The sequence below is a fragment of the Wolbachia endosymbiont of Phyllotreta cruciferae genome, from assembly GCF_918697765.1.
Classification (GTDB): Bacteria; Pseudomonadota; Alphaproteobacteria; order Rickettsiales; family Anaplasmataceae; genus Wolbachia; species Wolbachia pipientis.
Genome location: NZ_OU953855.1, coordinates 128,198 through 151,232, shown reverse-complemented (window position 1 = coordinate 151,232; position 23,035 = coordinate 128,198). Strand labels below are relative to the sequence as shown.

The following is a 23,035-nucleotide window of genomic DNA, read 5'->3' as shown; positions in this document are numbered from 1 at the left end:
GCAATTAATTAATAAGTTAATATAATCCTCCAAAAGGAGCTCCTTACTTTTTGTTCAGCATGTCCATTGGATCAGACTCTTTAAGCTTGCTGTTTGCTGAATTTATTCATCACAATAGCTACAATGTGCTATCGAAGTTCTCTGTAATCTTAGTTGGTTCTTCTAGAATATTCAAAATATCAGTTGCACAATAAACCCGATCTCTCTTTCCTTGAGAAGTTTGTGAAACGATGCCTAAATCTTCAAGCTTTACGATTGCTCTTTGGGCTGTTGTAAATACGACACCTAAGTTTTCAACCACTTTCCTTATAGTAAAGTAAGGGTTTAAAGACTATTAACTAAATCATTGTCCCATTCAAATTTTGGTGGCAAGGGGCTTGGTATAAATGCCTGATAACCAGCGAATACTTTGCCTGATGGTGATCCTTTAATATACATTCATTCAACCTAGCGCACTATTTTTATAGTATATATTATTTTCAAATAAAGTCAAAAATGAAAATAAGGCTTTATCTTATTTGCGTGCATGAAAATAAGAAACTCTCTTATTATTGATTTTGCTCAAAAACGAAAATAGAAGAAGCTGCTGAACTTTATATATCCTGTTTTTCTGGAGAACTGCTATAAAACTTCTGAGTGAAGTCACTTAATTTTTACACATCTATTGTAGAGTAAGAAGAACCGAATTTGAAACAAAAATGCTAACTAATGCTTGGACTTTACTGACACTTACACTACTTGAAACTATACTTAGTGTAGACAATTTAATCTTTATTTCTCTAGCAATAGATAAGGTACCAAATGCGCTGAGAGAAAGAGTGCGCCTTATGGGCCTTGGATTAGCACTATTAATGCGTTTTGTAATACTATTTTTTACATCATCTATATTATCAATGCAAAAACCTATATTTCACACTGCATCAGCAAGGGATTTACTTATGATCGCAGGGGGATTATTCCTTATTGTTAAGAGCTCTATGGAGTTACGGGATGACATCTTTGTATGTAAGAAAAATAAAAAGAAAGCAAACGTTAAATCAAAATTTTTTTTAGTTGTGCTACAAATTATATTAATAGATTTAGTTTTTTCGGTTGATTCGATATTAACTGCTATAGCACTAACTTATAACATGGTAATAATTGCTACAGCATTTACATTTTCCATGCTAGCAATGCTGTTTTTATCAAGTTATACCGCCCAGTTAATCAAATCTAACCCAGGGTTAAAAATAATCGCCATTTTATTTATTTTACTTGTCGGTGTGTACCTCATACTTCATGGATTTCATATAGAATTACCAAAAGGATATTTGTATTCTTCATTTATGTTTGCACTGCTTGTGGAAATTATAAGCAAAATAAAGAAAATTAACCGTCATACCGCGATTCATTCGCGGTATCTCTAGATCCAGCTAACAAGCAGCGGGATCTTTTTGATTTACTCCCACTCAATAGTTGCGGGTGGTTTAGAAGTGATATCATAAACAACTCTATTTACTCCGGGAACATTATTAACAATTATACTGCCGACATTGCGTAAAAAATCCCAAAATACTAGCAAGTGTTGATCCTTATCTTCAAATGGAAATGCATCGGCTGTCATACCATCAGATGATGTTACAGCCCTTAAAGCACAAACATATCCATACGTACGACCATCTCCCATAACGCCTACAGTTTTTATTGGTAATAATACAGCAAAAGCTTGCCATATCTTATCGTATAGATCGTAATTTTTCATCGTATTAATATATATTTCATCTACTTCTTGCAATATTCGCACCTTTTCTTCATCGACTTCACTTATAATCCTCACTGCAAGTCCAGGTCCAGGAAATGGATGTTGAAATATTATCTCATCTGAAAGCCCAATTTCTTTTCCAAGTAGCCTTACCTCATCTTTAAAGAGGTAGCGTAAAGGCTCCACTAGCTTCAGGTTCATCTTTTCTGGCAACCCACCAACATTATGGTGAGACTTAATTGTACTAGTGTTGTCTGAGGCATGCCCTGACTCAACTACATCAGAGTAGATGGTACCTTGCATCAAAAAATCCACATCACCTATTTTTTTTGCTTCTTCTTCAAACACTTCAATAAAAGTGTTACCGATAATTTTTCGCTTTTCTTCTGGATCAGTTATTCCCTTCAACCTACTCAAAAATAAATTTGATTTATCAACGTAATTTATCGGAATCTCTTTCAACATAGCGATGGTTTGGTTCTTGCGTAACAACCCAGTATCGATAAAAATACAGTTCAATTGTTTTCCTATAGCTTTATATGTGAGAGCCGCTGCAACGCTTGAATCAACCCCACCACTTACTGCAGCGATTACTTTTTTCTCTCCTACTACATTTTTGATTTTTTCCTTTTGCTCCTCAATAAACGACTTCATTGTCCAGTCTCTTTTGCAATTTGCAATATCCAAGAAGTTAGAGAGCAATTTACTGCCATTTGTTGTGGGCTTAACCTCAGGATGGAACTGAGTACAGTAAATCTTCCGCTGTTCGTTGACAATCATTGCAATTGTTTGATTTATCACACCTGATGCGATAACAGTAAATCCCTGTGGTATAGTATCAACACTGTCCGCATGGTTCATTAATACATCCACTTCAGAATTAACATCCCAGGTATCCTTTACAATGGGGGATTCTTTTAGTATCTTGATTTTAGTTCTACCAAACTCCTGTTTGAAACTCTCTTTTACTTTTGCTCCAAAATAATGACAAATGAGTTGCTGTCCATAGCATATTCCAAGTATAGGAACGCTTGTTGCCTCATTAAGTTTTATAATTTCATGTACTACTCTACTTGTTTCAGAACAATCATCATTTACAGATTGTGGTCCTCCAGAGAGAATAAACCCATTGAATTTTGATATTGTTTCAAAACTGATGTTGCTTGGAAATATCTCACAATAAACACCCATTCCTCTTACTTGTCTTGCGATAAGCTGTGTAAACTGTGAACCAAAATCAATAATGGCAATTGCTGACAATTTGCTCCTCCATATTATTTAAAATGATATCTGATAATAAAGAAAATAATGGAGTAAGTAAACCAAGACCTGTTTAAAAGCTTTAACGCGTGGTACAAGTTAGCTATATAGCTAATTTTCCTACACCATACCGCTGCGGCGCTAACTAGTAGCGGAATGACAGCAATCTACGTCATACCGCCGCAGTATCTCAGCCGCTAACAAGTAGCGGGATGACGGTTGTCAGGCTAGCTGTCATCCCAGTGCTTGACACTGGGATGGCTTTGTTGCATCGCTCAAGTGAAAAGAACTGGCAGTTACTGACAAAATTCATTATAAATAGCCATTTAACTGTTGAAGAAAAAATATGCCACAAAAAATGAGAGTCAGTAACTGCCATGAATATAACAAATTTCTCCAAGAAAGAGGAAGCATTTTTTGTTATATCAATGACGCCATAGAAAATTGGTACGAGAATTGTCCAAAAATGCAGGGCGGCAACTATATTTATAGTGATAAAGTTGTGATTTTGGTGCATATAATCGTCAGTTTCTTTAGAATTGGTTTAAGACAAACAGTCGGGTTTATAAAAGGGTATTTGCAACAAATAGGAAGAGATTTGGCAGTTATCAGCTATTCACAAGCATCAAGAAGGTTTAAGAAACTTAATATTAAGATAAATGATTGCAGAATTGATAAAAATAATATGGAAGATATCGAAATTGCTATAGACAGTACAGGAATTAGTATATACAACAACACTCCTGGTCACAGCAAGGAAAATAGCACTGACAGAAAATATCGTGGCTATGAGCAAACGAGAAAATTGCACGTAATGTTGAATATAAACAACAAAAAAGCCATAGCTGTAAAATACAGTAACGGTGTCTACTCTGATCACTATGGAGCTTGTGATTTGCTAAAAGAAGTTGATTTTCAGCATGCCATAAAAGCACTATATGCAGATAGAGCATGTGATAGGCACAAGTTTTATAAGTTGTGTAACAAATACGATATAAAGACAAAAATTCCACCAATAAACAATGCGGCAGAACATCCAGAAATAGATTATATGTCTGACAGGAATGCTGCTATTAGGTTAATAAAATTATACGGTGAAGATGGCATGAAAGAATGGAAAAAAGAAGTAAATTATGGGAAAAGATCTTATATTGAAGGGTTTTTCTCAAGATTAAAGCAAATATTCGGATTTAGTTTTAGGAATAAATCTGAGATAAATCGAGAAAAAGAACTGCTAATCAAATGCTATTTGCTTAATAAATTCACTGATATTGGTATGGCTAAATTTGAGATAGTTACATGAATTTACCATAAATCACCATCTCATAAAGTGTGATGCAACAAAGCCCACTGGGATCCAGGAAAGTTTGCTTGTGAGCAAGCAAATTAGCATAGAAAAACGTTTTCGATGAGATTGCAGAAAGGCTGGATTCCAGCGTCACGCGCTGGAATGACACCTTCCGTATAAATATTAAAAGATTTACCAAATGAAAAAAAAGGCAAAAGAAGCCCCATGGTGGTTGGCTATTTACTATGTACTAAAATATCGGCGTTTTTTTTATTCTAAAACGCTTGATTAAGAGCGATTTAGCTGCTTTTAACTTGCAACTAACCTACACCGCAAGTGTTTAAGAAATTTACCAAGCAGGAAAAAAGGCAAAGAAACCCTAGGGTAGCTAGTATTCAAATTCTCCCTTGTCAATTTGACGTTTTTTGCTGTCTTAAACGCTTTGTAAGCGCGCTTCGGCTTATATAGGTAAAAACCTAAAAATTTTTAAAGACATGCGATGCACGTAGTGCGAAAAATTAAACATGAGACGCCAAATACCCTAAGTTTTTTGTCATTAACCTGCACAGATTGCGAAGATAAATAAATAGCTTCAGTTTCATGATAAGGGGGCTGGCGGAGTTTGTCAAGAAAGTTTTTTCGTTTCTATTCCCAATAAAAGTGCGTTATATGGTTATGCAAGAAGTCTATTTACCCATTTGCTTAACTTTCTCTCTACTTTTTTTGAGTAAGGCCGCTATTGGCATGACAGACATTCATCGTAGTCAATATCTGTTTTTTGTTGCAATATTTCACTTTTTTTGAATATGTCATGCGAGACCTTATCGGCTCTCTGCATTGATTGTGATCTGCAGTAATATAAGCTCTTCAATCCTTTTTTCCAAGCAAGCATGTGTATTTTGTGCAAGTAACGTTTATGTACGTTGGCAGGTAAGAACAGATTTACTGATTGAGATTGACAAATATACGAAGTTCTATCACTTGCATGTTCTATAATCCATCTTTGGTCAAGCTCGTACGCTGTTTTAAATGTCAATTTTTCATGCTCACTAAGAAAATCTAAATGCTGAACGGAACCCTCGTTTGTTGAAATTGAAGACCATATTTTATCATTGTCTTGATTTTTTTCTGCTAATAGTTTTTGCAAGAATTTATTTCGCACTACAAATGAGCCTGTAAGTGTCTTTTGTATGAATACGTTTGCTGCGTATGGTTCTATTCCAGGGGAGGTATTACCTGCAATAATGGAGATCGAGGCAGTAGGAGCAATAGCGAGTTTGTGTGTAAACCTTTCCATTAGATCAACTTCTTTGGCATCAGAACATGCTCCCTTTTCTTCTGCTAATTTTTTAGAAACTATATCTGCTTGCTCGCGTAAATACTTAAATATTTTTTTATTCCATTGTTGTGCTGTTACTGATTCAAAAGGAACCATTTTGCTTTGTAAAAATGAATGAAAGCCCATCACACCAAGACCAATACTGCGTTCTCTTATTGCAGAATATTTTGCTCGCTGCATTTCATTCGGTGCTTTATTTATGAAATCTTCCAATACATTATCAAGAAAGCGCATTATATCTTCTATGAAGAGTTTATTGTCTTTCCATTCTTCGTAGTACTCAAGGTTTACGGATGATAGACAACACACAGCAGTGCGTGACTTATTCAGGTGATCATAACCTGTGGTTAAAGTTATTTCACTGCATAGATTTGACATCTTGATGTCTAAGTTGAGCTTTTTGTAAGATTCTGGCTTATTGTTATTTGTTGCATCAAGGAAAATAATGTAAGGTTCTCCAGTTTCAACTCTTGCTGTTAATATTTTGATCCATATATCCCGCGCTTTTACAGTTGAAATAACCTTATTGTTGTGAGGGCTTATTAAATTCCATTCTTGATCATTCTCAACAGCCTGCATAAATTTATCTGTTACTATTACAGCATGATGTATATTTAACGCTTTGCGATTTGGGTCACCGCCTGTTGGCTTGCGTAAATCCAGAAACTCTTCTATCTCCGGATGAGATACAGGAAGATAAACTGCTGAACTTCCTCGCCTTAAGGATCCCTGACTAATTGCAAGTGTTAGAGCATTTTGCACTACAATAAATGGAACAATTCCTGATGTTTTGCCGCTACCCTTTACGCTTTCGCCTATTGAGCGTAAATTTCCCCAATAACTACCTATTCCACCACCACGTGCAGCAAGCCAAACATTTTCATTCCATAGATCAACTATCCCCTGCAAGCTGTCTTCGGTTTCATTAAGAAAGCAAGAGATAGGTAACCCTCTCTTAGTGCCACCATTGCTGAGTATTGGTGTTGAAGGCATGAACCACAAGTTGCTCATGTAGTCATAAAGATGCTGCGCATGTTCTTTATTATCAGAATAGTAATTAGCAATACGTGCAAAGAGGTCTTGATAACTTTCATTTTCTATTAAATACCTGTCTGATAGAACTGCTTTTCCAAAGTCGGTTAATTTGCTGTCCTTTGCGTAATTAATGGTAATGTTATTCATAAAATTCCTTTTATTCTTTTATTATATATAGATACTTAAAAGTCATTTTGAGCGATTTTTAAGTTAGGTTTTTCGGATTTTCTTGTTGATGCTGTAATGCAAACAAGATACCGTCAACCTGACTGCCATATATTTTACAGTAACTCATATAACTTATTTGCATATTTATTTCTTTTGCAACATGTTGAACATAACTTTCTGAGTGACGAAAATAGTCTCCTTTATTTACAAAGTCAATACCTTCACCTTCCTTTCTTCTTATTAAACATACAATAACTCCTTTTTTGCTCGTAGATCTTTTTGCTAATTTCAATTCTTCTTGAAAGTCATGTAGATAATGTAGCACTTCAGCAAAGATAATTACATCATACTGCTGGTTTTTCTCTTGTTTAAGAAACTCTTTCATTTCCATATGTATTAATTCATTGTAAACAGGCTTACCTTTTATAAAGCATCCTCTTGCGATATTTAGCATTCTACTTGAAATGTCAATTCCTGTTATGTGGTTTCCAATACTATTTATTTTTAAGAAATGACCACATATTCCAGTCCCACAACCAAGGTCAAGTATATTGAGCTCAGAAGTGGAGTTGTTGAAGATTTTTGTAATTATCATGTGTACAAGTTCATGCCCTCTATATTGTTTGGCAATCAACCAATGCTCAACAAAATATTCACCTGTGTAATCAAAATATTGTCTTATGAGGTTTTTTGGCAATTCTGTAATAAGCGCTGAGTTTGTCATTTTTTTTATATAGTAAGACGCCTCCTCGTGGTCATTATCTAATTTTAGTGTCCTTGTTAAATAATTATAAGCTTTGTTAGTATTCCCTACCGCAAAATGACACCTTCCGATGTTATACCAGATTATAGGTAAATGGGGGTAAAATATGCTAATTAACCAAAATCGTAACTTTGCATCTGATATGCTACCTTTATAAAAGTGATATAAACCGATTTCAATGTTGGTGTTTAACAGGTTCTTAGATTTTTTAAGAAGCACTGTCATTTCTTTATGAAGAGTATTATATTTATTCACAATGAAGTGTTTTACTTTCTTAATATTTAATACGCCAATGAGCTTAGACATACAATTTAAAGCAACGTTTTTTATAAAAGAGAGATTACTTTTCATACGTTAGAAATACTCCGAATGTTTATTATCATTTTTAGGCAATTGATTTTAACACATTTTATCTTACAAAATATCTTTTTTATTAATTTTTACTGTATATATAAGTTTACCACATATTTCTCAGATTATACTGTTTAGGATTGCTAGTATATTGTTGTTGATAATATAAGTAAATGTTTTGTGCAAAAAGGCGTTGACATATTATTTATTAGGTTATAATATATAAAAGATTAATTTAGTTTTTAGATGTTTGACAAGTTTTATGGTAGAGATTAATTTAATCTCAATTCAATTTTAATAATATTTAACTCTGCATATTCTGCATATAGTCGGATAAATAAATTATTAAGAGCACTTGATGGATGCCTTGGCGTTAAGAGGCGATGAAGGACGTGGCAGGCTGCGATAAGCTGTGGGGAATTGTCAACAAATTTTGATCCGCAGATTTCCGAATGGGGAAACCCAACTAGTTTAGCTAGTTATTACGTACTAAGTATGTAAAGCAAACTTGGTGAACTGAAATATCTAAGTAGCCAAAGGAAAAGAAATCAACCGAGATTCTGTTAGTAGTGACGAGCGAAAGCGGAAAAGGCTAGTGATTTAAGAATAAGAATTAGAATACTCTGGAAATAGTAACCATAGAAGGTGATAGTCCTGTATAAGTAGAAAGTTTTTAAATCCTTGAGTAGAGCGGGGCACGTGAAATCCTGTTTGAATATGGGGGGACCATCCTCCAAGCCTAAATACTCCTTAACGACCGATAGTGAACAAGTACCGTGAGGGAAAGGTGAAAAGAACCCCGGGAGGGGAGTGAAATAGAATCTGAAATCAAGTGCTTACAAACAGTTGGAGCTCTATATCAATTTATTGATATTTAGAGTGACAGCGTACCTTTTGCATAATGGGTCAGCGAGTTGATCTATGAAGCAAGCTTAAGCCGTTAGGTGTAGGCGTAGCGAAAGCAAGTCTGAATAGGGCGTTTTAGTTTTATGGATTAGACCCGAAACCAAGTGATCTAGTCATGACCAGATTGAAGGTGTGGTAAAACACACTGGAGGATCGAACCAGTTAATGTTGCAACATTATTGGATGAGTTGTGATTAGGGGTGAAAGGCCAATCAAACTTGGAAATAGCTGGTTCTCCGCGAAATCTATTTAGGTAGAGCGTTGTATGTATGTTGTTGGGGGTAGAGCACTGGATAGACTAGGGGGATTCACCGTCTTACCAAATCTAACTAAACTCCGAATACCAACAATTAATTATACAGCAGGCACACTACGGGTGCTAAGTCCGTGGTGAAGAGGGAAACAACCCAGATCACTATCTAAGGTCCCAAAATTACAGCTAAGTGGGGAAGGAAGTAGAAAAACCATTACAGCTAGGAGGTTGGCTTGGAAGCAGCCATCCTTTAAAGAAAGCGTAACAGCTCACTTGTCTAAATAAGTTTTTCTGCGCCGAAAATGTACCGGGGCTAAAGCTGTATACCGAAGATGTGAGTGCTTATTGATTTCGATCAATAGGCGCGGTAGCGGAGCGTTCCGTAAGTCTGTGAAGGTGGTTTGTGAAAACTGCTGGAGATATCGGAAGTGAGAATGCTGACATAAGTAGCGTAAAAGAGTGTGAAAAACACTCTCACCAAAAATCTAAGGGTTCCTACGTTAAGTTAATCTGCGTAGGGTTAGTCGGTTCCTAAGGCGAGTCCGTAAAGGAGTAGTCGATGGCAATTAGGTTAATATTCCTAAACCTCTTAAGTGTGACGGGTTTCGTATTTGTATAGATCTTATTGGATTGATCTATGCTTAAAAGAAGCTCCAGGAAATAGCACTTATATTTATGAGGCCGTACCGCAAACCGACACTGGTGGATGAGTAGAGTATACTAAGGTGTTGAAAGAATGATGTTGAAGGAACTCGGCAAATTATACCTGTAACTTCGGAAGAAGGGTAACCTGCTTTTAGGCAACTATGAGTAGGTGGCACAAAATAGGGAGTAGCGACTGTTTACTAAAAACACAGGACTCTGCAAACACGTAAGTGGAAGTATAGGGTCTGACGCCTGCCCGGTGCTGGAAGGTTAATAGGAAGGGTGCAAGCTCCGAATTGAAGCCCCAGTAAACGGCGGCCGTAACACTGACGGTCCTAAGGTAGCGAAATTCCTTGTCGGGTAAGTTCCGACCCGCACGAATGGCGTAACGATTTCTCCACTGTCTCCAACATCACTTCAGCGAAATTGAATTCCCCGTGCAGATGCGGGGTACCCGCGGTTAGACGAAGAGACCCCGTGCACCTTTACTATAGCTTTACATTGCTATTAAAAGTGTGATGTGCAGGATAGGTGGGAGACTTTGAAGTTATGGCGCTAGCTATAATGGAGTCAACCTTGAGATACCACCCTTTACACTTTTGATATCTAACTATGTTTCATTATCTGGAACTAGGACATTGTATGGTGGGTAGTTTGACTGGGGCGGTCGCCTCCTAAAAAGTAACGGAGGCGTGCGAAGGTAAGCTAGAGCTGGTTGGAAATCAGCTTGATAGTATAATGGCATAAGCTTGCCTGACTGCGAGGCTGACAAGCCAAGCAGAGACGAAAGTCGGTCATAGTGATCCGGTGATTCTGTATGGAAGGGTCATCGCTCAACGGATAAAAGGTACGCCGGGGATAACAGGCTGATGGTGTTCGAGCGTTCATAGCGACGACACCGTTTGGCACCTCGATGTCGACTCATCACATCCTGGGGCTGAAGAAGGTCCCAAGGGTTCGGCTGTTCGCCGATTAAAGTGATACGTGAGTTGGGTTTAGAACGTCGTGAGACAGTTCGGTTTCTATCTGCCGTGGGTGAAGGAAATTTGAGAAGGTCTGACTCTAGTACGAGAGGACCGAGATGGATATACCTCTGGTGTACCAGCTGTTATGCCAATAGCATCGCTGGGTGGCTATGTATAGATGGGATAATTGCTGAAAGCATATAAGCAAGAAACCCTCTTCAAAAAGATTTCCCAATTAAGGCCGTGGAAGACTACCACGTTGATAGGCTAGGTGTGGAAGCATGGTAACATGTGAAGCTAACTAGTACTAATAGCCTGATTGATTTATTTGCTTTCTATATGTGTGTATGCAGTGTTAAATATTAAGTTAAAATTGTTAAGTTAGAAATTTTTATTGACTTGGTGGCTATAGCAAAAATGAACCACCCGATCTCATCTCGAACTCGGAAGTGAAACTTTTTAGCGCTGATGGTACTTGAAAAGGGAGAGTAGGTCGCCGCCAAGTTTATAAAAATTTCTTTGTTAATTAGACAGTAGGTATACTTATATTTTAACTTTCTTGTTTTGTTACTATTCTTTAAGTTTTTACTTTAACTACGATATCTTTTTTTTCTTATATGTTCTTGGTCATTTTCTACATTATTTAGCATTGTTCCTACTTCCCCTAATTGATTCCCTTTTGAAGGAGAATTACTGATTTCTGGTAATATTACATTACCTCCCACTTTTTTAAATAATTCTTCTTGTTGGCGAAATGCTGACCTCCAATCTGTTCCTGTTCCTTTAGGAAGAAATAAGAATTGATACATCTGACCAAAGCCTGTGTTATTTACCTCTTTTATATGCTCTACCATTCACCACACCCATTAAATATTTTTAAAAATTTTACCTATATTATCATAAAAAATATAGTTGTAAATACCTTAATTGAGATTTTTTTTTATTTTATCTTTTTTAAGCAAATAGTTAGATCTTTTTGTAAATTTTTATAACTTGCTTGCATAATGTTTCTATGAGTTAGTATTATGTAGTAGTGCCCTATATTACTTATATTTAAAATGCTAATTTTAGCAAGCATTCGTAGTTGCCTTTTTATTTTATTTCTTTTTGCTGCTTTTCCGGTTTTTTTACTGATAGCCAGACCTACTCTAATAGTATGAATGTACTTTTCAGGTTCTCTTTCTTTTATAGCGTACAGTGATATATAAAGCCCACGATAAAAAAGACTGTTGAGTGCTAACTTATTTTTGAAAGCAGAAGAAAAATCTTTTTTTTTATACTTACTATGCGCATAATTTGTTACACCCTAATGAACGGCGCCTATTAAGGATTTTTCTTCCAGCTCTTGTTGCCATACGTGAACGAAATCCGTGTCTGCGCTTTCTTATCAAATTTTTTGGTTGAAATGTTCTCTTCATTGTTTTTATATTAATATAATTATTTATTTTAAATTGTTTTACTTTATTGTCAAATAATGGTGAACTTGTATGACATTTTCGTAGAATAAAATTTGATGCATGGAAGAATGAATTCGGTGATAGTCATACCTGTCTTACTAATCCTTTTATTTTGTTTTAGTAGGTTTCAAGAAGTAAATAAGGTTAAATCTTATCTATATCTTAGTTGTGTATGGATGCTAACTTGGTTGTTAGTATTCTATAATAATTGTTTTGTAACTTTTATTTCTATAGCGTTACTTTTTTTCATGCTTGCTTTTATCTTTAAAAATAAAAGAAATAAGATAATAAAACTTTCGTTATTTGTGGCTTTGGCCATATCATTTTTTATCACTTTATTTATAATGCTGTCTATTTTTATTCAATCCATTAGTTTTTTTAATAAAGTAGCTATTTCAGAATTCTTGTTTTGCTTGAAATGGGGCCACAATGTAGTCACTATCAATGAAGAGAAGATAGGATGTTTTGGTATAGTGCCGCTTTTAGTTGGTACATTACTTATAACTATTATAGCAATGTTAGTTGTCGTTCCGCTTGGTTTATTTTCTGCAATATATATTAGTGAATATGCGAGTGAGAAAGTGCGTTATATTGTTAATACAACTTTGCAAGTTTTGTCTGCTATTCCTACGGTTGTATATGGATATTTCGCGGTTGTGTTTTTGTCTTTCTTTATAAAGCAGGTAGCAAATTTTTTTGGTTTAAGTATACACTCAGAAAGTGCCTTAGTTGCCGGTTTATCGATTGGGATAATGATTCTTCCTTTTATTATTTCTTTACTCGAAGATGCCATAAGATCTGTTCCAAAAAGCTTGCGTTATGGCTTCATGGCACTTGGTGCAACTCCAGCGGAAACTATATGGCATATAACAATACCTTATGCAATGCCTACAATTTTAAGTGCAATTTTATTGTCAATTTCAAGAGTGATAGGTGAAACAATGATTGTGCTAATGGCTGTGGGAATCAACGCAAATTTGACTTTTAACCCTCTTAATTCAGTTACTACCATTACCGTGCAGATCGCTACATTACTTACCGGAGATCAGGATTTCAATAGTGTACAAACTCTTGCTGCTTATGCGCTTAGTTTAGTATTGTTTATTATTACTTGGCTATTAAATGCATTTGCATTGTTTGTAATGAAGCGTAACTAGTAAGCGTTTTAATGTTGCAAAATTTCTATTAATAATATAAAATTTATTTTCTTTAGAAGTTCTTTTATGGAATTATAGTGTTAGGTGATAAAAATAAAGAGATGAATATAGGTAGAGCGATTAAGGTAACTCAAGCAGTTGTTGATATAAAATTTGAAGGTGAATTGCCTAAAATATTTAATGCTTTAAAAAGCAAACTAAAATATAAGGATAAGGAGCTGGTTTTAGAAGTTTCGCAGCATATAGGTGACAATATAGTTCGTTGTATTGCTATGGATAGCACAGATGGCATGTCAAGGGGGGATGAATTTGTTGATACAGGTGCACCAATATCGGTGCCAATTGGGCGTTCAACTTTAGGAAGGATTTTTAATGTTGTTGGAGAGCTTATAGATGAGTGTGGTCCACTGAAGGGAAAGTATAACTTAGAGCCTATACACAGAGCACCTCCAAGTTTTACTGAACAGAGAATACAGGAAGAAGTTTTAGTTACGGGAATAAAAGTTATAGATCTTCTTGCACCTTATCTTAAAGGAGGAAAAATTGGCTTATTTGGTGGAGCCGGTGTTGGTAAAACAGTCCTAATAATGGAATTAATTAATAATATAGCAAAAGCTCATAAAGGATTTTCTGTGTTTGCCGGGGTAGGGGAGAGAACGCGTGAAGGTAACGATCTTTATCACGAGATGATCACTTCAAATGTAATAAATATAAATGAGCATGAAAAATCTCAAGCTGTTTTGGTTTATGGTCAGATGAATGAGCCTCCTGGAGCAAGGGCTAGAGTTGCTTTAACAGCACTTACTATGGCAGAGTATTTTCGTGACCGTGAAAACCAAGATGTTCTATTTTTTGTGGATAATATCTTTAGATTTACACAAGCTGGTTCTGAAATTTCTGCTTTACTTGGAAGAATACCGTCAGCTGTTGGTTATCAGCCAACCCTTGCAACTGATATGGGTGCAATGCAAGAAAGAATAGCTTCAACAACTTCTGGCTCTATTACTTCTGTGCAAGCTATATATGTTCCTGCGGACGATTTGACTGATCCAGCCCCAGCAACTACATTCTCTCACCTTGATGCAACCACAGTGTTGTCAAGGCAAATAGCTGAAATGGGAATATACCCTGCTGTTGATCCACTTGATTCAACTTCTCAGTCTTTATCTGCTGAAATCATTGGTGAAGAACATTATAATGTAGCTTCTGAGGTGAAACGTATATTGCAAACTTATAAATCACTGCAAGATATTATCGCAATACTTGGTATGGATGAGCTATCTGATGAAGATAAAATTATTGTTGATAGGGCTCGTAAGATTCAGAAATTTCTTTCTCAACCTTTTCACGTTGCAGAAATATTTACTGGCATGCCTGGTAAATTTGTTTCACTTTCTGATACTGTTTCCAGTTTTAAAGGGATTGTTGAAGGCAAATATGATTACTTACCAGAGGCTGCTTTTTATATGGTGGGGAATATAGATGAAGCAATAAAAAAGGCTGAATTAATACAAGCTGAAGCTAAATAAAAGTTAAAGATTATGAATACTTTTAAAGTGCAATTTTTCTCTCCTGATGATCAAATTTCATTCAGTGGAGTGGTTTCTCTTTCAGTAACTGGGCTCGAAGGGGAGCTTATGATTTTAGCTCACCATGCTCCTTACTTAATTTATTTATTGCCTGGTATGATTACTGTTAAAATGAGTAACCAAACAGAAAAGAAGGTTGTAATTGATAGTGGCGTATTAGAAGTTGCAAATAATAATTGTAGCATTATAACAAGTCAAATTCAGGTTTTTGATCGTGCAATTCATGATGAGAAATCGTTTAAAAATAAGAGAATTAGTATATATTTAAGTTATCTTGATGAGAAGTTTCTTTCTTAGTTATTTTAGGCAAAAAGTCAATTATCATTCAAGTGGCTATAAGATTTTTGCTCAGGGGGCTCTTTTTTGTCATCCCAGAAACCCCGGGGTGTCATCCCAGTGTCGGAGTACTTTAGGTGTATGATCCATAAGTGTTGAAAGTATCAAAAATAACGTGATATGAGATGATCAACGGCATGTAAATTACCTCCCGACAGTAAAACAATCGAACGTATAAAAGAGTCATTTAGATCCAATGTGAATTGCAGTAATGCTATTTTGAACCCATGTAGATTATTTTTGATTTTATAAACAAGAAATAACAAAGCCGTAATAATAATCATGTAAATATACACCTTCATGCCATTCATAGTATGGCTTAAAAAGTGCTTATATCCAAGATTTTGCTTTATAAATTTAAAGAACACTTCTATATCCCATCTGCGCCTATATAGCTCTGTTACTTCATAAGCTGGCATTTCAAACAAGTTTGTCAAAAACCATATTTCATCTCCAATTTTATTTCTGATTTTTATTAGCCGTAGATCATGCTTTTCTGCCACTTTACCTCGTGCACGATAAAGATTAACTATTATATCTTCTAAAATCTCTGATCCATCCGATTTTTGTTCTCTTATAACTTTGTTCCTGCTTATAACATCATGTTTTCTTCCTACTTTAACTCTTGTGATAAATTTGTACTCCTTTTCATCAAATTCGGCAAAAGTTCCAACTTTTCTGATTCCTCTATCAAATAATAAAATATCCTCTTTTTCAACTTTAGCTTCATTAATTGCTCTCACTAATGCTATATCTTCACTACTTTCTTCTTGTCCTTTACAAAATCTTATACTTGTCGGCAATTGATCCTTTAATCCTACACTCACTTTAACTTGACTGTCGTTACTTTTACCGCCTATTTTTAGCCCACCTTTTATGAGATATCCCGATAAATTTATGATCGTCGAATCAAACTTATGTAAGTTATTTAATGTTTTTTGGGGTAATAGCTTTTTAATCTTGCTCATCAAATCAATATATACTCCCTTAAAATATTCTGGATTTATAACTTTTAACCTTTTTGACAAACCACTGTATGTTACTGTACTTTTATCGCTATTCTTATCCATTATACACCTGTTTATTACCATTTCTAGCGCTCTTAGGCTTGTTTTTTGCCCCATTAATATTAACTTCATTAGACCTTTAAATATAATCTTGCCCAACAATTTAGTATTACATTTATCTACTTCACTTAATTTTCCTAGCCTTTCTAAATCCTCATCTTTTATTAAATTTAGTACTCTTTCTATTTGATCCATTATTGCCTCCATTTTCTTGCAATAATAGTTCTTTATGTCTTTTTTGTGTTACTTTCAACACTTATGCGCTGCGGCGGTATGATGTAGGGAAACCTTTCTTGGGTTAGCTATATCAATAGCATTGCTTTAAAAAGAGTGCCCATATTTTCAGTCAACCTTAAGAATTCACTAAAGATCCTATTCTTTTGTTCATCACTTGCGCTTTTCATTAAAGCCAGGGTTCTTTCTTTTATGCCAAAAAGATATAAAAATTCTCTTTGAGTTAAAATCTCGCAATCTACGTGTTTTAATGAATCTTTTAATGCTTGAAAGTTTACAAGTGCGGTAATATCACTATTACCAACATTCTCAAGAAAATTAGCATACTTATGTTGTTTTATCGATTGCAAAGTGCTCTTATATGCGGGGTATACATAACCGTAATCTACAATCAAAGCAGCTCCTTTATTATTATATATCTTCTTCTCAAGTTTTTTTAATATTTCAACCCCAACTGAACATATTTCCACCACTGCACCATTAAAAAATTTTCCATTTGTCATCTGAGTAGCTGACACTGGAATCCATGATTCTTTTTTTCTGGATTCCAGTGTCACGCACTGGCATGACACCAAGAGACTGCCATCATCTTGTTTTGTCACCATATTTTCATACCACCCCTCATCATGATATACAAACTGATCTATCGGAAGAGCGTCAAAGAACTCATTTGCTAAAAAAATGGTTGGTTGTTCTGGTAGGTTGTCAATATTTTTGTGCCAATTAACATCTAAGCTTTTTAATTTTTCCTTTTGTATCTTCCGTAAAGTAGGGCTTATTTCAACTAAGTGGATCAACATTGAATTAAAAAAGCTGCTGTATTTTTTAGTGACTCTTATTATATCGTGAATGAGTGTTCCTTTGCCTGGCCCAAGTTCAACTAGAGAAAATTTTGATGGCTTTCCTAATTTTTCCCATGTATGCATTATCCAAACTGCAATTACTTCACCAAATAATTGGCTGATCTCAGGTGCGGTAGTAAAATCACCATCCTTACCAAGCGGTAATTTACTTGTATAATAGCCGTATTTTTCATGGTACAAAACGGCATTCATGAAATCACTGATGGATATTGATCCTTGACTTTTGTCAATTAATTCGTGTATATAAGTGAGCATGTTATTAATAAATGTTTAACTATAGCGTGCCATAATATAAAATAGTAGAGTATTTATATATATAGTATAAACTTAAGTTTGTGAGTAATAGTGCTTCAGTTATGGACGACAAAAACACCGATTATGTTGCCCTTATACCTCAAGATGATAGTATTGAATACAAATTTGAAGAAGCTGTCAATTTTATAGAAAACAAGGTTATAAATGCTGATGGGCTAACTTTAGCGGAAGTGTTTCAAGTGCTAGTTCAAATGCTAAATGGTGATCTAGAATTGGTAAAAAAAGTACTAGCATGTGCTAATATTATGGCAAAGCATGGAATGAAGGTAGCAAAAGAGTCGCAATTAAGCAGAGCTGATGTTCGCCGAGCTTTGGAAGGTAGAGAAAGTGTTGTCAATAGACAAGATTTTATAAAGAAACCACCTCTTCCACCTGCTATAAAATCGACCAAAAAGAAAAGTAGAGGTCTTTAGATGGCTGAATCTATAAAAAAATTTACTGTACAATGTGACTTCAAAGGGCAAAGTTCACCTTTTGCAATATACATAGGAAATCCAAAAAGTGATGCTCATCCAATTCATCATCAAGATTCCTGGCTTGTAAAAGAACGTGGAGGGAATATTCCTAATAAAGTAAAAGAAAGTCTACAAAAATTATATAAACTATCTCAAGAAAATGGAGTCTCTTTCTCAGAGTTATGCGCGTATGCCATTACTGTGGTTAGTAATAATGATAAAAAAAGCGATAGCAAAAAATAGCAAACTGCTCTCTTATCATCCAATATCTTCTTCCTGTCTTTCCTATACCTTCTCTCTTGTCATCCCAGTGCTTGACACTGGGATCCAGCTAGGTTGGTGAATATAAAAGTAGCTAATCTCATTTATATTAAAACACTACGTTTTTGATGGGGTTGCGTGAAAAACTGGATTCCAGTGTCAAGCACTGGAATGACACCACCTGCCACACAAATTGCCTACAAATTACAATGTTCGTACAGTAAGTACTGAAATGACATCATTTACTATGTAATATTGTGTCATATTACAGATATATAGTTTAATCCCTCAATATTTCATTTATAGAGATTTTCGATCTCGTCTTTTCATCCACTTTTTTTACTATGACTGCACAATAGGTTGAAATATTATTTTTAGATGGAATAGACCCTGGTACCACTACAGAATAAGGTGGCACTTCGCCGTAAAATACCTTGCTAGTTTCTCTATCAATAATCTTTGTTGATGCCCCAATAAACACGCCTATGCCAAGGACTGATCCTTCTCTCACTACCACACCCTCGGCCACTTCGCTACGTGCTCCAATAAAGCAATTATCTTCTATAATGACAGGTGAAGCTTGAATAGGCTCAAGAACTCCACCTATTCCCACTCCACCGGAAATATGACAGTTTTTTCCTATTTGCGCACAGCTACCAATCGTTGACCAGGTATCTATCATTGTTCCTGAATCAACATATGCACCAACGTTGATAAAACTTGGCATTAGAACAACATTTGTGCCTATATAAGCAGATCGGCGAACAAAACACCCAGGAACTGCTCTAATTTTTAACCGGCGAAATTTTTCCTCATTCCATTCACTAAACTTGTTACCGATCTTGTCAAACCAGCAATTGGTATTGTCTATTATTTTGCTTTCTTCAGTGAGAAAATGTAATAATATTGCCTGCTTTATCCACTTATGTACTACCCATTCTCCACTTGATAGCTTTTCTGCTACTCTAATTTTGCCACTATCAAGGAGCTCAATTACCTCTTTAATTGCTATTCTTGCTGTTTTCTTTAGATTACAGTCATTAAATTTTTCTCTATTTTTCCAAATATCTTCTATCTCACTCTGTGTTTTTTTTAGTTGCAAACCTTCCATTTGTTATATATATATTGATATTAAATTTGTAGCTCTGTATCATTTGAGCTTGTTACTACTTTATACGTAAGTACTATGAAAATACAATGTTATAATTGTACTAAGACTTACTTAGTATCTCACAAGCAAATAGGTGCATCTGGAAGAAAGGTAAAATGTACGAACTGCAATCACATATGGCATGAATATCTAGAAGAAGTGTCAAACAAACAGCACTCTGCTAATATACAGGAAAAAAAAGTTAGTGGAAGAAATTTTTTACAAAATCTAGCATTTACCACTCTAGCTTTTGCAACAGCTACAGGGTTATGCGTCGTAATTGCTAACGGCATCTTTCCTAGAGAGATGAACAAAGCATACAAAACGATCAGTTTATACAAGGATTCAATAAGCTATAAATTAGGGTACAAAAAAGAACAAACAGAAAGTCCAAATGTAAAAAAACTTGCTGTAAATAAGTTTTATCAAGACTACCTTTTTTTATCTAATTTAAGATCTAGTTAAATAGGCATAAGCCGTCGCCGGTATCGGTATTCAGTTTCTATAGCTACTCAGATGGTGCGCATAGTATTAGGGTGACAGAGTTTTGAAAATAAGTTATTTTTTAGCAAAAAAGGCAGCTCATGAGTATTAAAATTGCACCTTCTATACTTTCAGCAGATTTTGCAAAATTAGGGGAAGAAGTAAGAAAAATTAGCGATTTAGGTGTGGATTACATACACATAGACGTTATGGATGGGAATTTCGTTCCAAATATTACAATTGGTCCTAGCGTTGTCTCTGCAATACGTAAATATAGCAATCTTCCTTTTGATGTGCATTTAATGGTCAAATCTCCTGGTAACCACATTGAAAGCTTTATAAATGCTGGTGCTGATATTATCACTGTACATGCAGAAGCAGAGATACACCTTGAGAGGTTGATAAGAAAGATAAAGTCATACAAAAATGTAAACGATGCAAAAAAACCGATTCAAGCTGGAGTCTCAATTGTTCCTTCAACTTCCCCAAGTGTGCTTGAATATATAATACATGAGCTAGATATTGTGCTGATTATGACAGTCAACCCTGGCTTTGGAGGGCAGGAATTTATTCATTCACAGTTGAACAAGATATCTACTATAAAAAAAATGATACAGGAGCGTAATCTTAAAACACAAATTTCAGTAGATGGTGGAATTAACTTTTCTAACGCAGCTGATATAATAAAAGCAGGCGCTGATATTTTAGTTGCGGGATCGGCGATATTCAAGGCTGAAGATATTAAGAAGGCCGTAAACGATCTTAAAAATCTATTGTTGTGACCCTATATAGCTAAAGTGGCTTAGGTTTACCTACAATTTGAAAAACAACAAATTCGTCATTCCGCTACTCGTTAGCGGAATCTATGCTGAGATACCGCGGCGGTATGACGTAGAAAAACCTTTCTTGGGTTGTATCCGTTCAGGCAATGGCGTCAACTTAAGGAAAAATATCAGCGATAGTGTATAAAATTTCTCTCTAAATTTTTTATCATTAAATTATCCAAAGAGTGCAATAAACAGCACTTTTGTTTCTGTTTTATTTCAATAAAGAAGTCTAAAATGTGTCCTTTTTAGGTGAAACATGCGTGCGCCAAGCAAAGTGCGTAAAGTCCAGTTGGTGAAAATCCAACCCAGGCAAAGCCTAGCCAGCAGGCTGGAACAAACCACTATGCTGCGTAAGGTAACGAGCGTAGTAAAGCTAGTGGAATGGACAACACAGGGTACAACGAAAGTGAAGGTATTGAGTCCCGAAATTCTCGATGTCATAGAGGTCGACACGTTGCATATAGTGGAAGACAGCAAGAAGGGTAACAATAGGGCAAGTTATCACTCACTCTATCGGGATCTGAGGCCGTATCACGTGTTGAGATGGAGTTTACGTAAACTTGGGAGATCCTTTGTATTCCTATTAAGGTACGTTGGAACAAGTCAACAAAGGCGAGTACTGACGGAAGATATAAAGGAAGTCGGACTGATTGATAGTACTCAGAGTGTGGGAAAGCCACATACAAGGGGAAGCGGTCAGCAATATAGTGACTGGTTTAGGAATTGCTATGCCAATACAACGGAGGTTGGAATAACGTGCAAAGAAAACTAAATCAGATAGCAGTAAGAGCCAGGCAAGATAAACGATTGAAATTTAATCGTTAATTCATCTGATAAACGCAGAGAATCTTGCTGAATGTTATAAAGAGCTAAAGCATAACAAAGCATGCGGTATAGACCAGGTGACAGTAGAAGCTTATGGAGAAAATCTTGAAGAGAAGCTCAACACTCTGGTGGATAGTATGAAAAGAAAGCGATATCAACCGCAACCAGTGAAAAGAGTATATATACCAAAAGCTGGAAGCAAAGAGAAACGCGGGCTTGGAGTACCGTCTACAGAAGATAAGTTAGTCCAGATAATGCTGAAGAAGATATTAGAAAATATTTATGAAGCTAACTTTCTGGATAACTCATATGGTTTTCGTCCTGGTAGAAGCTGTCATCAAGCGGTAAATGCACTAAATAAAGCAGTTATGTACAGACCAACTAACTATGTAGTAGAAGTTGATATCAAGAAATTCTTTGATAATGTCCAGCACAAATGGCTAATGAGATGCTTGAGAGAACGGATAACAGACCCAAACATACTGTGGTTAGTAAAACGATTTCTTAAGGCAGGAGTAGTCGAAGCAGGACATTATGAAGCAACTGAACTAGGCACACCTCAGGGGGGAATAGTAAGTCCTATACTAGCTAATATATAGTTGCATTATGTGCTGGATTTGTGGTTTGAAAAGAAATTCAAGCTAAGATCTAAAGGTTATATGGAGCTAGTTAGGTATGCAGACGATCACCTGATTTGCTGCGAAAGAGAAAAAGATGCTAGAGAACTCTTAGAGTCACTGAAACAAAGGCTAGGAAAATTTGGACTGGAAATATCTGAAGACAAAACAAGAATAGTAAAGTTTGGCAAAAAGGAGTGGCAACAAGGAATAAGGGAGAAACGAAAAACGGAAAGTTTCAACTTTCTAGGATTCACCCATTATGGTACAAGGAGTCGTAAAGGTAGAGTAATGGTAGGTCATAAAACCTCGAAAGAAAATCTATCTAGAAAACTTAAAGAAATCAAAGAATGGGTGAAAAAGATTCGAAATAAAGTTCACCTTAAAGATTGGTGGTCAATACTTAAAGCAAAACTAACAGGACACTATAACTACTTCGGAGTTAGCGGAAATTACCGGTGGTTGAATAAATTCTTCTGGCGGGTAATCAAGCTAGCGTATAAATGGATAAACCGACGTAGTCAGAAGAAGAGTATGAATTCAAAGCAATTTATACACTATCTACAAGTTAATCCATTACCAAAACCAAGAATATGCTACTCATTATATACAAAATAGGAAATGCTGTGAATACTACATTGTGGAGCCGTGTGCGGGAAAGCTGCAAGCACGGTTCTGGTGGGGG

General features: G+C 35.6%; 19 protein-coding genes, 2 rRNA genes and 4 pseudogenes. 15 read left to right on the top strand and 10 right to left on the bottom strand.

Going from position 1 to position 23,035, the window contains the following annotated elements:
- Nucleotides 1–118: 118 nt before the first annotated feature.
- Complete coding sequence (locus tag NL281_RS00735; protein ID WP_006279522.1) at nt 119–301, bottom strand: hypothetical protein; 183 nt, start codon at nt 299–301, stop codon at nt 119–121.
- Nucleotides 302–698: 397 nt separating this feature from the next.
- Here NL281_RS00735 and NL281_RS00730 point away from each other — a divergent pair, with 397 nt between their 5' ends.
- Nucleotides 699–1,406, top strand: a complete 708-nt coding sequence (locus tag NL281_RS00730) for a TerC family protein (RefSeq protein WP_253303406.1) — start codon at nt 699–701, stop codon at nt 1,404–1,406.
- A gap of 32 nt (nt 1,407–1,438) precedes the next feature.
- Here the strand turns inward: NL281_RS00730 and guaA are convergent, their stop codons facing one another.
- Nucleotides 1,439–3,001, bottom strand: a complete 1,563-nt coding sequence (gene guaA, locus NL281_RS00725) for a glutamine-hydrolyzing GMP synthase (RefSeq protein WP_174516112.1) — start codon at nt 2,999–3,001, stop codon at nt 1,439–1,441.
- A gap of 212 nt (nt 3,002–3,213) precedes the next feature.
- Between guaA and NL281_RS00720 the strand changes: the two genes are divergently transcribed.
- Both NL281_RS00720 and NL281_RS00715 read left to right on the top strand, forming a co-directional pair.
- Nucleotides 3,214–3,363, top strand: coding sequence for a hypothetical protein (locus NL281_RS00720; protein WP_253303405.1), 150 nt, complete (start codon nt 3,214–3,216; stop codon nt 3,361–3,363).
- Nucleotides 3,348–4,304, top strand: coding sequence for an IS5 family transposase (locus tag NL281_RS00715; protein ID WP_253303014.1), 957 nt, complete (start codon nt 3,348–3,350; stop codon nt 4,302–4,304). The genes NL281_RS00720 and NL281_RS00715 overlap by 16 nt, the downstream gene beginning before the upstream one ends.
- A gap of 721 nt (nt 4,305–5,025) precedes the next feature.
- On the opposite strand, the gene NL281_RS00710 is transcribed toward NL281_RS00715, so the two are convergent.
- Together NL281_RS00710 and NL281_RS00705 are read right to left on the bottom strand one after the other, a co-directional pair.
- On the bottom strand, nt 5,026–6,810 hold the full coding sequence (locus NL281_RS00710; RefSeq protein ID WP_253303404.1) for a ribonucleoside-diphosphate reductase subunit alpha: 1,785 nt from the start codon (nt 6,808–6,810) through the stop codon (nt 5,026–5,028).
- Between the two features lie 58 nt (nt 6,811–6,868).
- Nucleotides 6,869–7,945: a methyltransferase domain-containing protein gene (locus NL281_RS00705; RefSeq protein WP_253303403.1), complete on the bottom strand. Its 1,077-nt coding sequence runs from the start codon at nt 7,943–7,945 to the stop codon at nt 6,869–6,871.
- Nucleotides 7,946–8,280: 335 nt separating this feature from the next.
- On the opposite strand from NL281_RS00705, the gene NL281_RS00700 reads away from it, so the two are divergent.
- Nucleotides 8,281–11,046: ribosomal RNA gene (locus NL281_RS00700) — 23S ribosomal RNA — on the top strand.
- A gap of 66 nt (nt 11,047–11,112) precedes the next feature.
- Nucleotides 11,113–11,219: ribosomal RNA gene (rrf, locus tag NL281_RS00695) — 5S ribosomal RNA — on the top strand.
- Nucleotides 11,220–11,304: 85 nt separating this feature from the next.
- Here the strand turns inward: rrf and NL281_RS00690 are convergent.
- From NL281_RS00690 to rpmH, 3 genes and pseudogenes are all read right to left on the bottom strand, one after another.
- Complete coding sequence (locus NL281_RS00690; RefSeq protein WP_077188558.1) at nt 11,305–11,568, bottom strand: hypothetical protein; 264 nt, start codon at nt 11,566–11,568, stop codon at nt 11,305–11,307.
- Between the two features lie 86 nt (nt 11,569–11,654).
- A pseudogene (gene rnpA / locus NL281_RS00685) lies at nt 11,655–11,930 on the bottom strand (ribonuclease P protein component); the annotation flags it as partial.
- Between the two features lie 67 nt (nt 11,931–11,997).
- Nucleotides 11,998–12,132 carry a 50S ribosomal protein L34 gene (gene rpmH, locus NL281_RS00680; RefSeq protein WP_006279898.1) on the bottom strand — a complete coding sequence of 45 codons (135 nt, stop codon included), beginning with the start codon at nt 12,130–12,132 and terminating at the stop codon, nt 11,998–12,000.
- Between the two features lie 107 nt (nt 12,133–12,239).
- On the opposite strand from rpmH, the gene pstC reads away from it, so the two are divergent.
- From pstC to NL281_RS00665, 3 genes are all read left to right on the top strand, one after another.
- Nucleotides 12,240–13,328, top strand: a complete 1,089-nt coding sequence (gene pstC / locus NL281_RS00675) for a phosphate ABC transporter permease subunit PstC (protein ID WP_253303759.1) — start codon at nt 12,240–12,242, stop codon at nt 13,326–13,328.
- A 101-nt stretch (nt 13,329–13,429) separates the two neighbouring features.
- A complete protein-coding gene (gene atpD, locus NL281_RS00670) occupies nt 13,430–14,857 on the top strand; it encodes a F0F1 ATP synthase subunit beta (protein WP_253303758.1) in 1,428 nt (475 codons plus the stop codon).
- A 12-nt stretch (nt 14,858–14,869) separates the two neighbouring features.
- Nucleotides 14,870–15,214: a F0F1 ATP synthase subunit epsilon gene (locus NL281_RS00665; protein ID WP_006279902.1), complete on the top strand. Its 345-nt coding sequence runs from the start codon at nt 14,870–14,872 to the stop codon at nt 15,212–15,214.
- A gap of 143 nt (nt 15,215–15,357) precedes the next feature.
- Here NL281_RS00665 and NL281_RS00660 read toward each other — a convergent pair whose 3' ends face one another.
- Together NL281_RS00660 and NL281_RS00655 are read right to left on the bottom strand one after the other, a co-directional pair.
- Entirely contained in the window at nt 15,358–16,527 is a 1,170-nt protein-coding gene (locus tag NL281_RS00660; protein WP_253303402.1) for an IS4 family transposase, read from the bottom strand.
- 95 nt (nt 16,528–16,622) lie between these two features.
- Nucleotides 16,623–17,672 carry a class I SAM-dependent methyltransferase gene (locus tag NL281_RS00655; RefSeq protein ID WP_182320464.1) on the bottom strand — a complete coding sequence of 350 codons (1,050 nt, stop codon included), beginning with the start codon at nt 17,670–17,672 and terminating at the stop codon, nt 16,623–16,625.
- A 101-nt stretch (nt 17,673–17,773) separates the two neighbouring features.
- Between NL281_RS00655 and NL281_RS00650 the strand changes: the two genes are divergently transcribed.
- From NL281_RS00650 to NL281_RS09050, 3 genes and pseudogenes are all read left to right on the top strand, one after another.
- Nucleotides 17,774–18,145 (top strand): hypothetical protein, encoded by a 372-nt coding sequence (locus NL281_RS00650; RefSeq protein ID WP_022626336.1) that lies wholly within the window; start codon nt 17,774–17,776, stop codon nt 18,143–18,145.
- The gene (locus tag NL281_RS00645) at nt 18,146–18,430 is read left to right on the top strand and encodes a DUF2610 domain-containing protein (RefSeq protein WP_064125056.1); all 285 of its coding nucleotides are present in this window, start codon (nt 18,146–18,148) and stop codon (nt 18,428–18,430) included.
- 147 nt (nt 18,431–18,577) lie between these two features.
- Nucleotides 18,578–18,673: pseudogene (locus NL281_RS09050) on the top strand (WPE palindromic element domain-containing protein); the annotation flags it as partial.
- A gap of 55 nt (nt 18,674–18,728) precedes the next feature.
- Here the strand turns inward: NL281_RS09050 and dapD are convergent.
- Complete coding sequence (dapD, locus tag NL281_RS00640; RefSeq protein ID WP_253303401.1) at nt 18,729–19,559, bottom strand: 2,3,4,5-tetrahydropyridine-2,6-dicarboxylate N-succinyltransferase; 831 nt, start codon at nt 19,557–19,559, stop codon at nt 18,729–18,731.
- A 75-nt stretch (nt 19,560–19,634) separates the two neighbouring features.
- Here dapD and NL281_RS08580 point away from each other — a divergent pair.
- From NL281_RS08580 to ltrA, 4 genes and pseudogenes are all read left to right on the top strand, one after another.
- Nucleotides 19,635–19,730, top strand: a pseudogene (locus NL281_RS08580) (MJ0042-type zinc finger domain-containing protein); the annotation flags it as partial.
- A gap of 27 nt (nt 19,731–19,757) precedes the next feature.
- Entirely contained in the window at nt 19,758–20,063 is a 306-nt protein-coding gene (locus tag NL281_RS00630) for a hypothetical protein (RefSeq protein WP_253303762.1), read from the top strand.
- A 119-nt stretch (nt 20,064–20,182) separates the two neighbouring features.
- A complete protein-coding gene (gene rpe / locus NL281_RS00625) occupies nt 20,183–20,863 on the top strand; it encodes a ribulose-phosphate 3-epimerase (protein WP_155968294.1) in 681 nt (226 codons plus the stop codon).
- A gap of 1,007 nt (nt 20,864–21,870) precedes the next feature.
- Nucleotides 21,871–22,968: pseudogene (gene ltrA, locus NL281_RS09045) on the top strand (group II intron reverse transcriptase/maturase).
- Nucleotides 22,969–23,035: the final 67 nt, after the last annotated feature.

Bases quoted from the DNA above. Each gene is read 5' to 3' on its own strand.
- NL281_RS00730 (WP_253303406.1), top strand. From the start codon at position 699: ATGCTAACTAATGCTTGGACTTTACTGACACTTACACTACTTGAAACT.
- NL281_RS00720 (WP_253303405.1), top strand. From the start codon at position 3,214: ATGACGGTTGTCAGGCTAGCTGTCATCCCAGTGCTTGACACTGGGATG.
- NL281_RS00715 (WP_253303014.1), top strand. From the start codon at position 3,348: ATGCCACAAAAAATGAGAGTCAGTAACTGCCATGAATATAACAAATTT.
- NL281_RS00710 (WP_253303404.1), bottom strand. From the start codon at position 6,810: ATGAATAACATTACCATTAATTACGCAAAGGACAGCAAATTAACCGAC.
- NL281_RS00705 (WP_253303403.1), bottom strand. From the start codon at position 7,945: ATGAAAAGTAATCTCTCTTTTATAAAAAACGTTGCTTTAAATTGTATG.
- NL281_RS00690 (WP_077188558.1), bottom strand. From the start codon at position 11,568: ATGGTAGAGCATATAAAAGAGGTAAATAACACAGGCTTTGGTCAGATG.
- rpmH (WP_006279898.1), bottom strand. From the start codon at position 12,132: ATGAAGAGAACATTTCAACCAAAAAATTTGATAAGAAAGCGCAGACAC.
- pstC (WP_253303759.1), top strand. From the start codon at position 12,240: ATGAATTCGGTGATAGTCATACCTGTCTTACTAATCCTTTTATTTTGT.
- atpD (WP_253303758.1), top strand. From the start codon at position 13,430: ATGAATATAGGTAGAGCGATTAAGGTAACTCAAGCAGTTGTTGATATA.
- NL281_RS00665 (WP_006279902.1), top strand. From the start codon at position 14,870: ATGAATACTTTTAAAGTGCAATTTTTCTCTCCTGATGATCAAATTTCA.
- NL281_RS00660 (WP_253303402.1), bottom strand. From the start codon at position 16,527: ATGGAGGCAATAATGGATCAAATAGAAAGAGTACTAAATTTAATAAAA.
- NL281_RS00655 (WP_182320464.1), bottom strand. From the start codon at position 17,672: ATGCTCACTTATATACACGAATTAATTGACAAAAGTCAAGGATCAATA.
- NL281_RS00650 (WP_022626336.1), top strand. From the start codon at position 17,774: ATGGACGACAAAAACACCGATTATGTTGCCCTTATACCTCAAGATGAT.
- NL281_RS00645 (WP_064125056.1), top strand. From the start codon at position 18,146: ATGGCTGAATCTATAAAAAAATTTACTGTACAATGTGACTTCAAAGGG.
- dapD (WP_253303401.1), bottom strand. From the start codon at position 19,559: ATGGAAGGTTTGCAACTAAAAAAAACACAGAGTGAGATAGAAGATATT.
- rpe (WP_155968294.1), top strand. From the start codon at position 20,183: ATGAGTATTAAAATTGCACCTTCTATACTTTCAGCAGATTTTGCAAAA.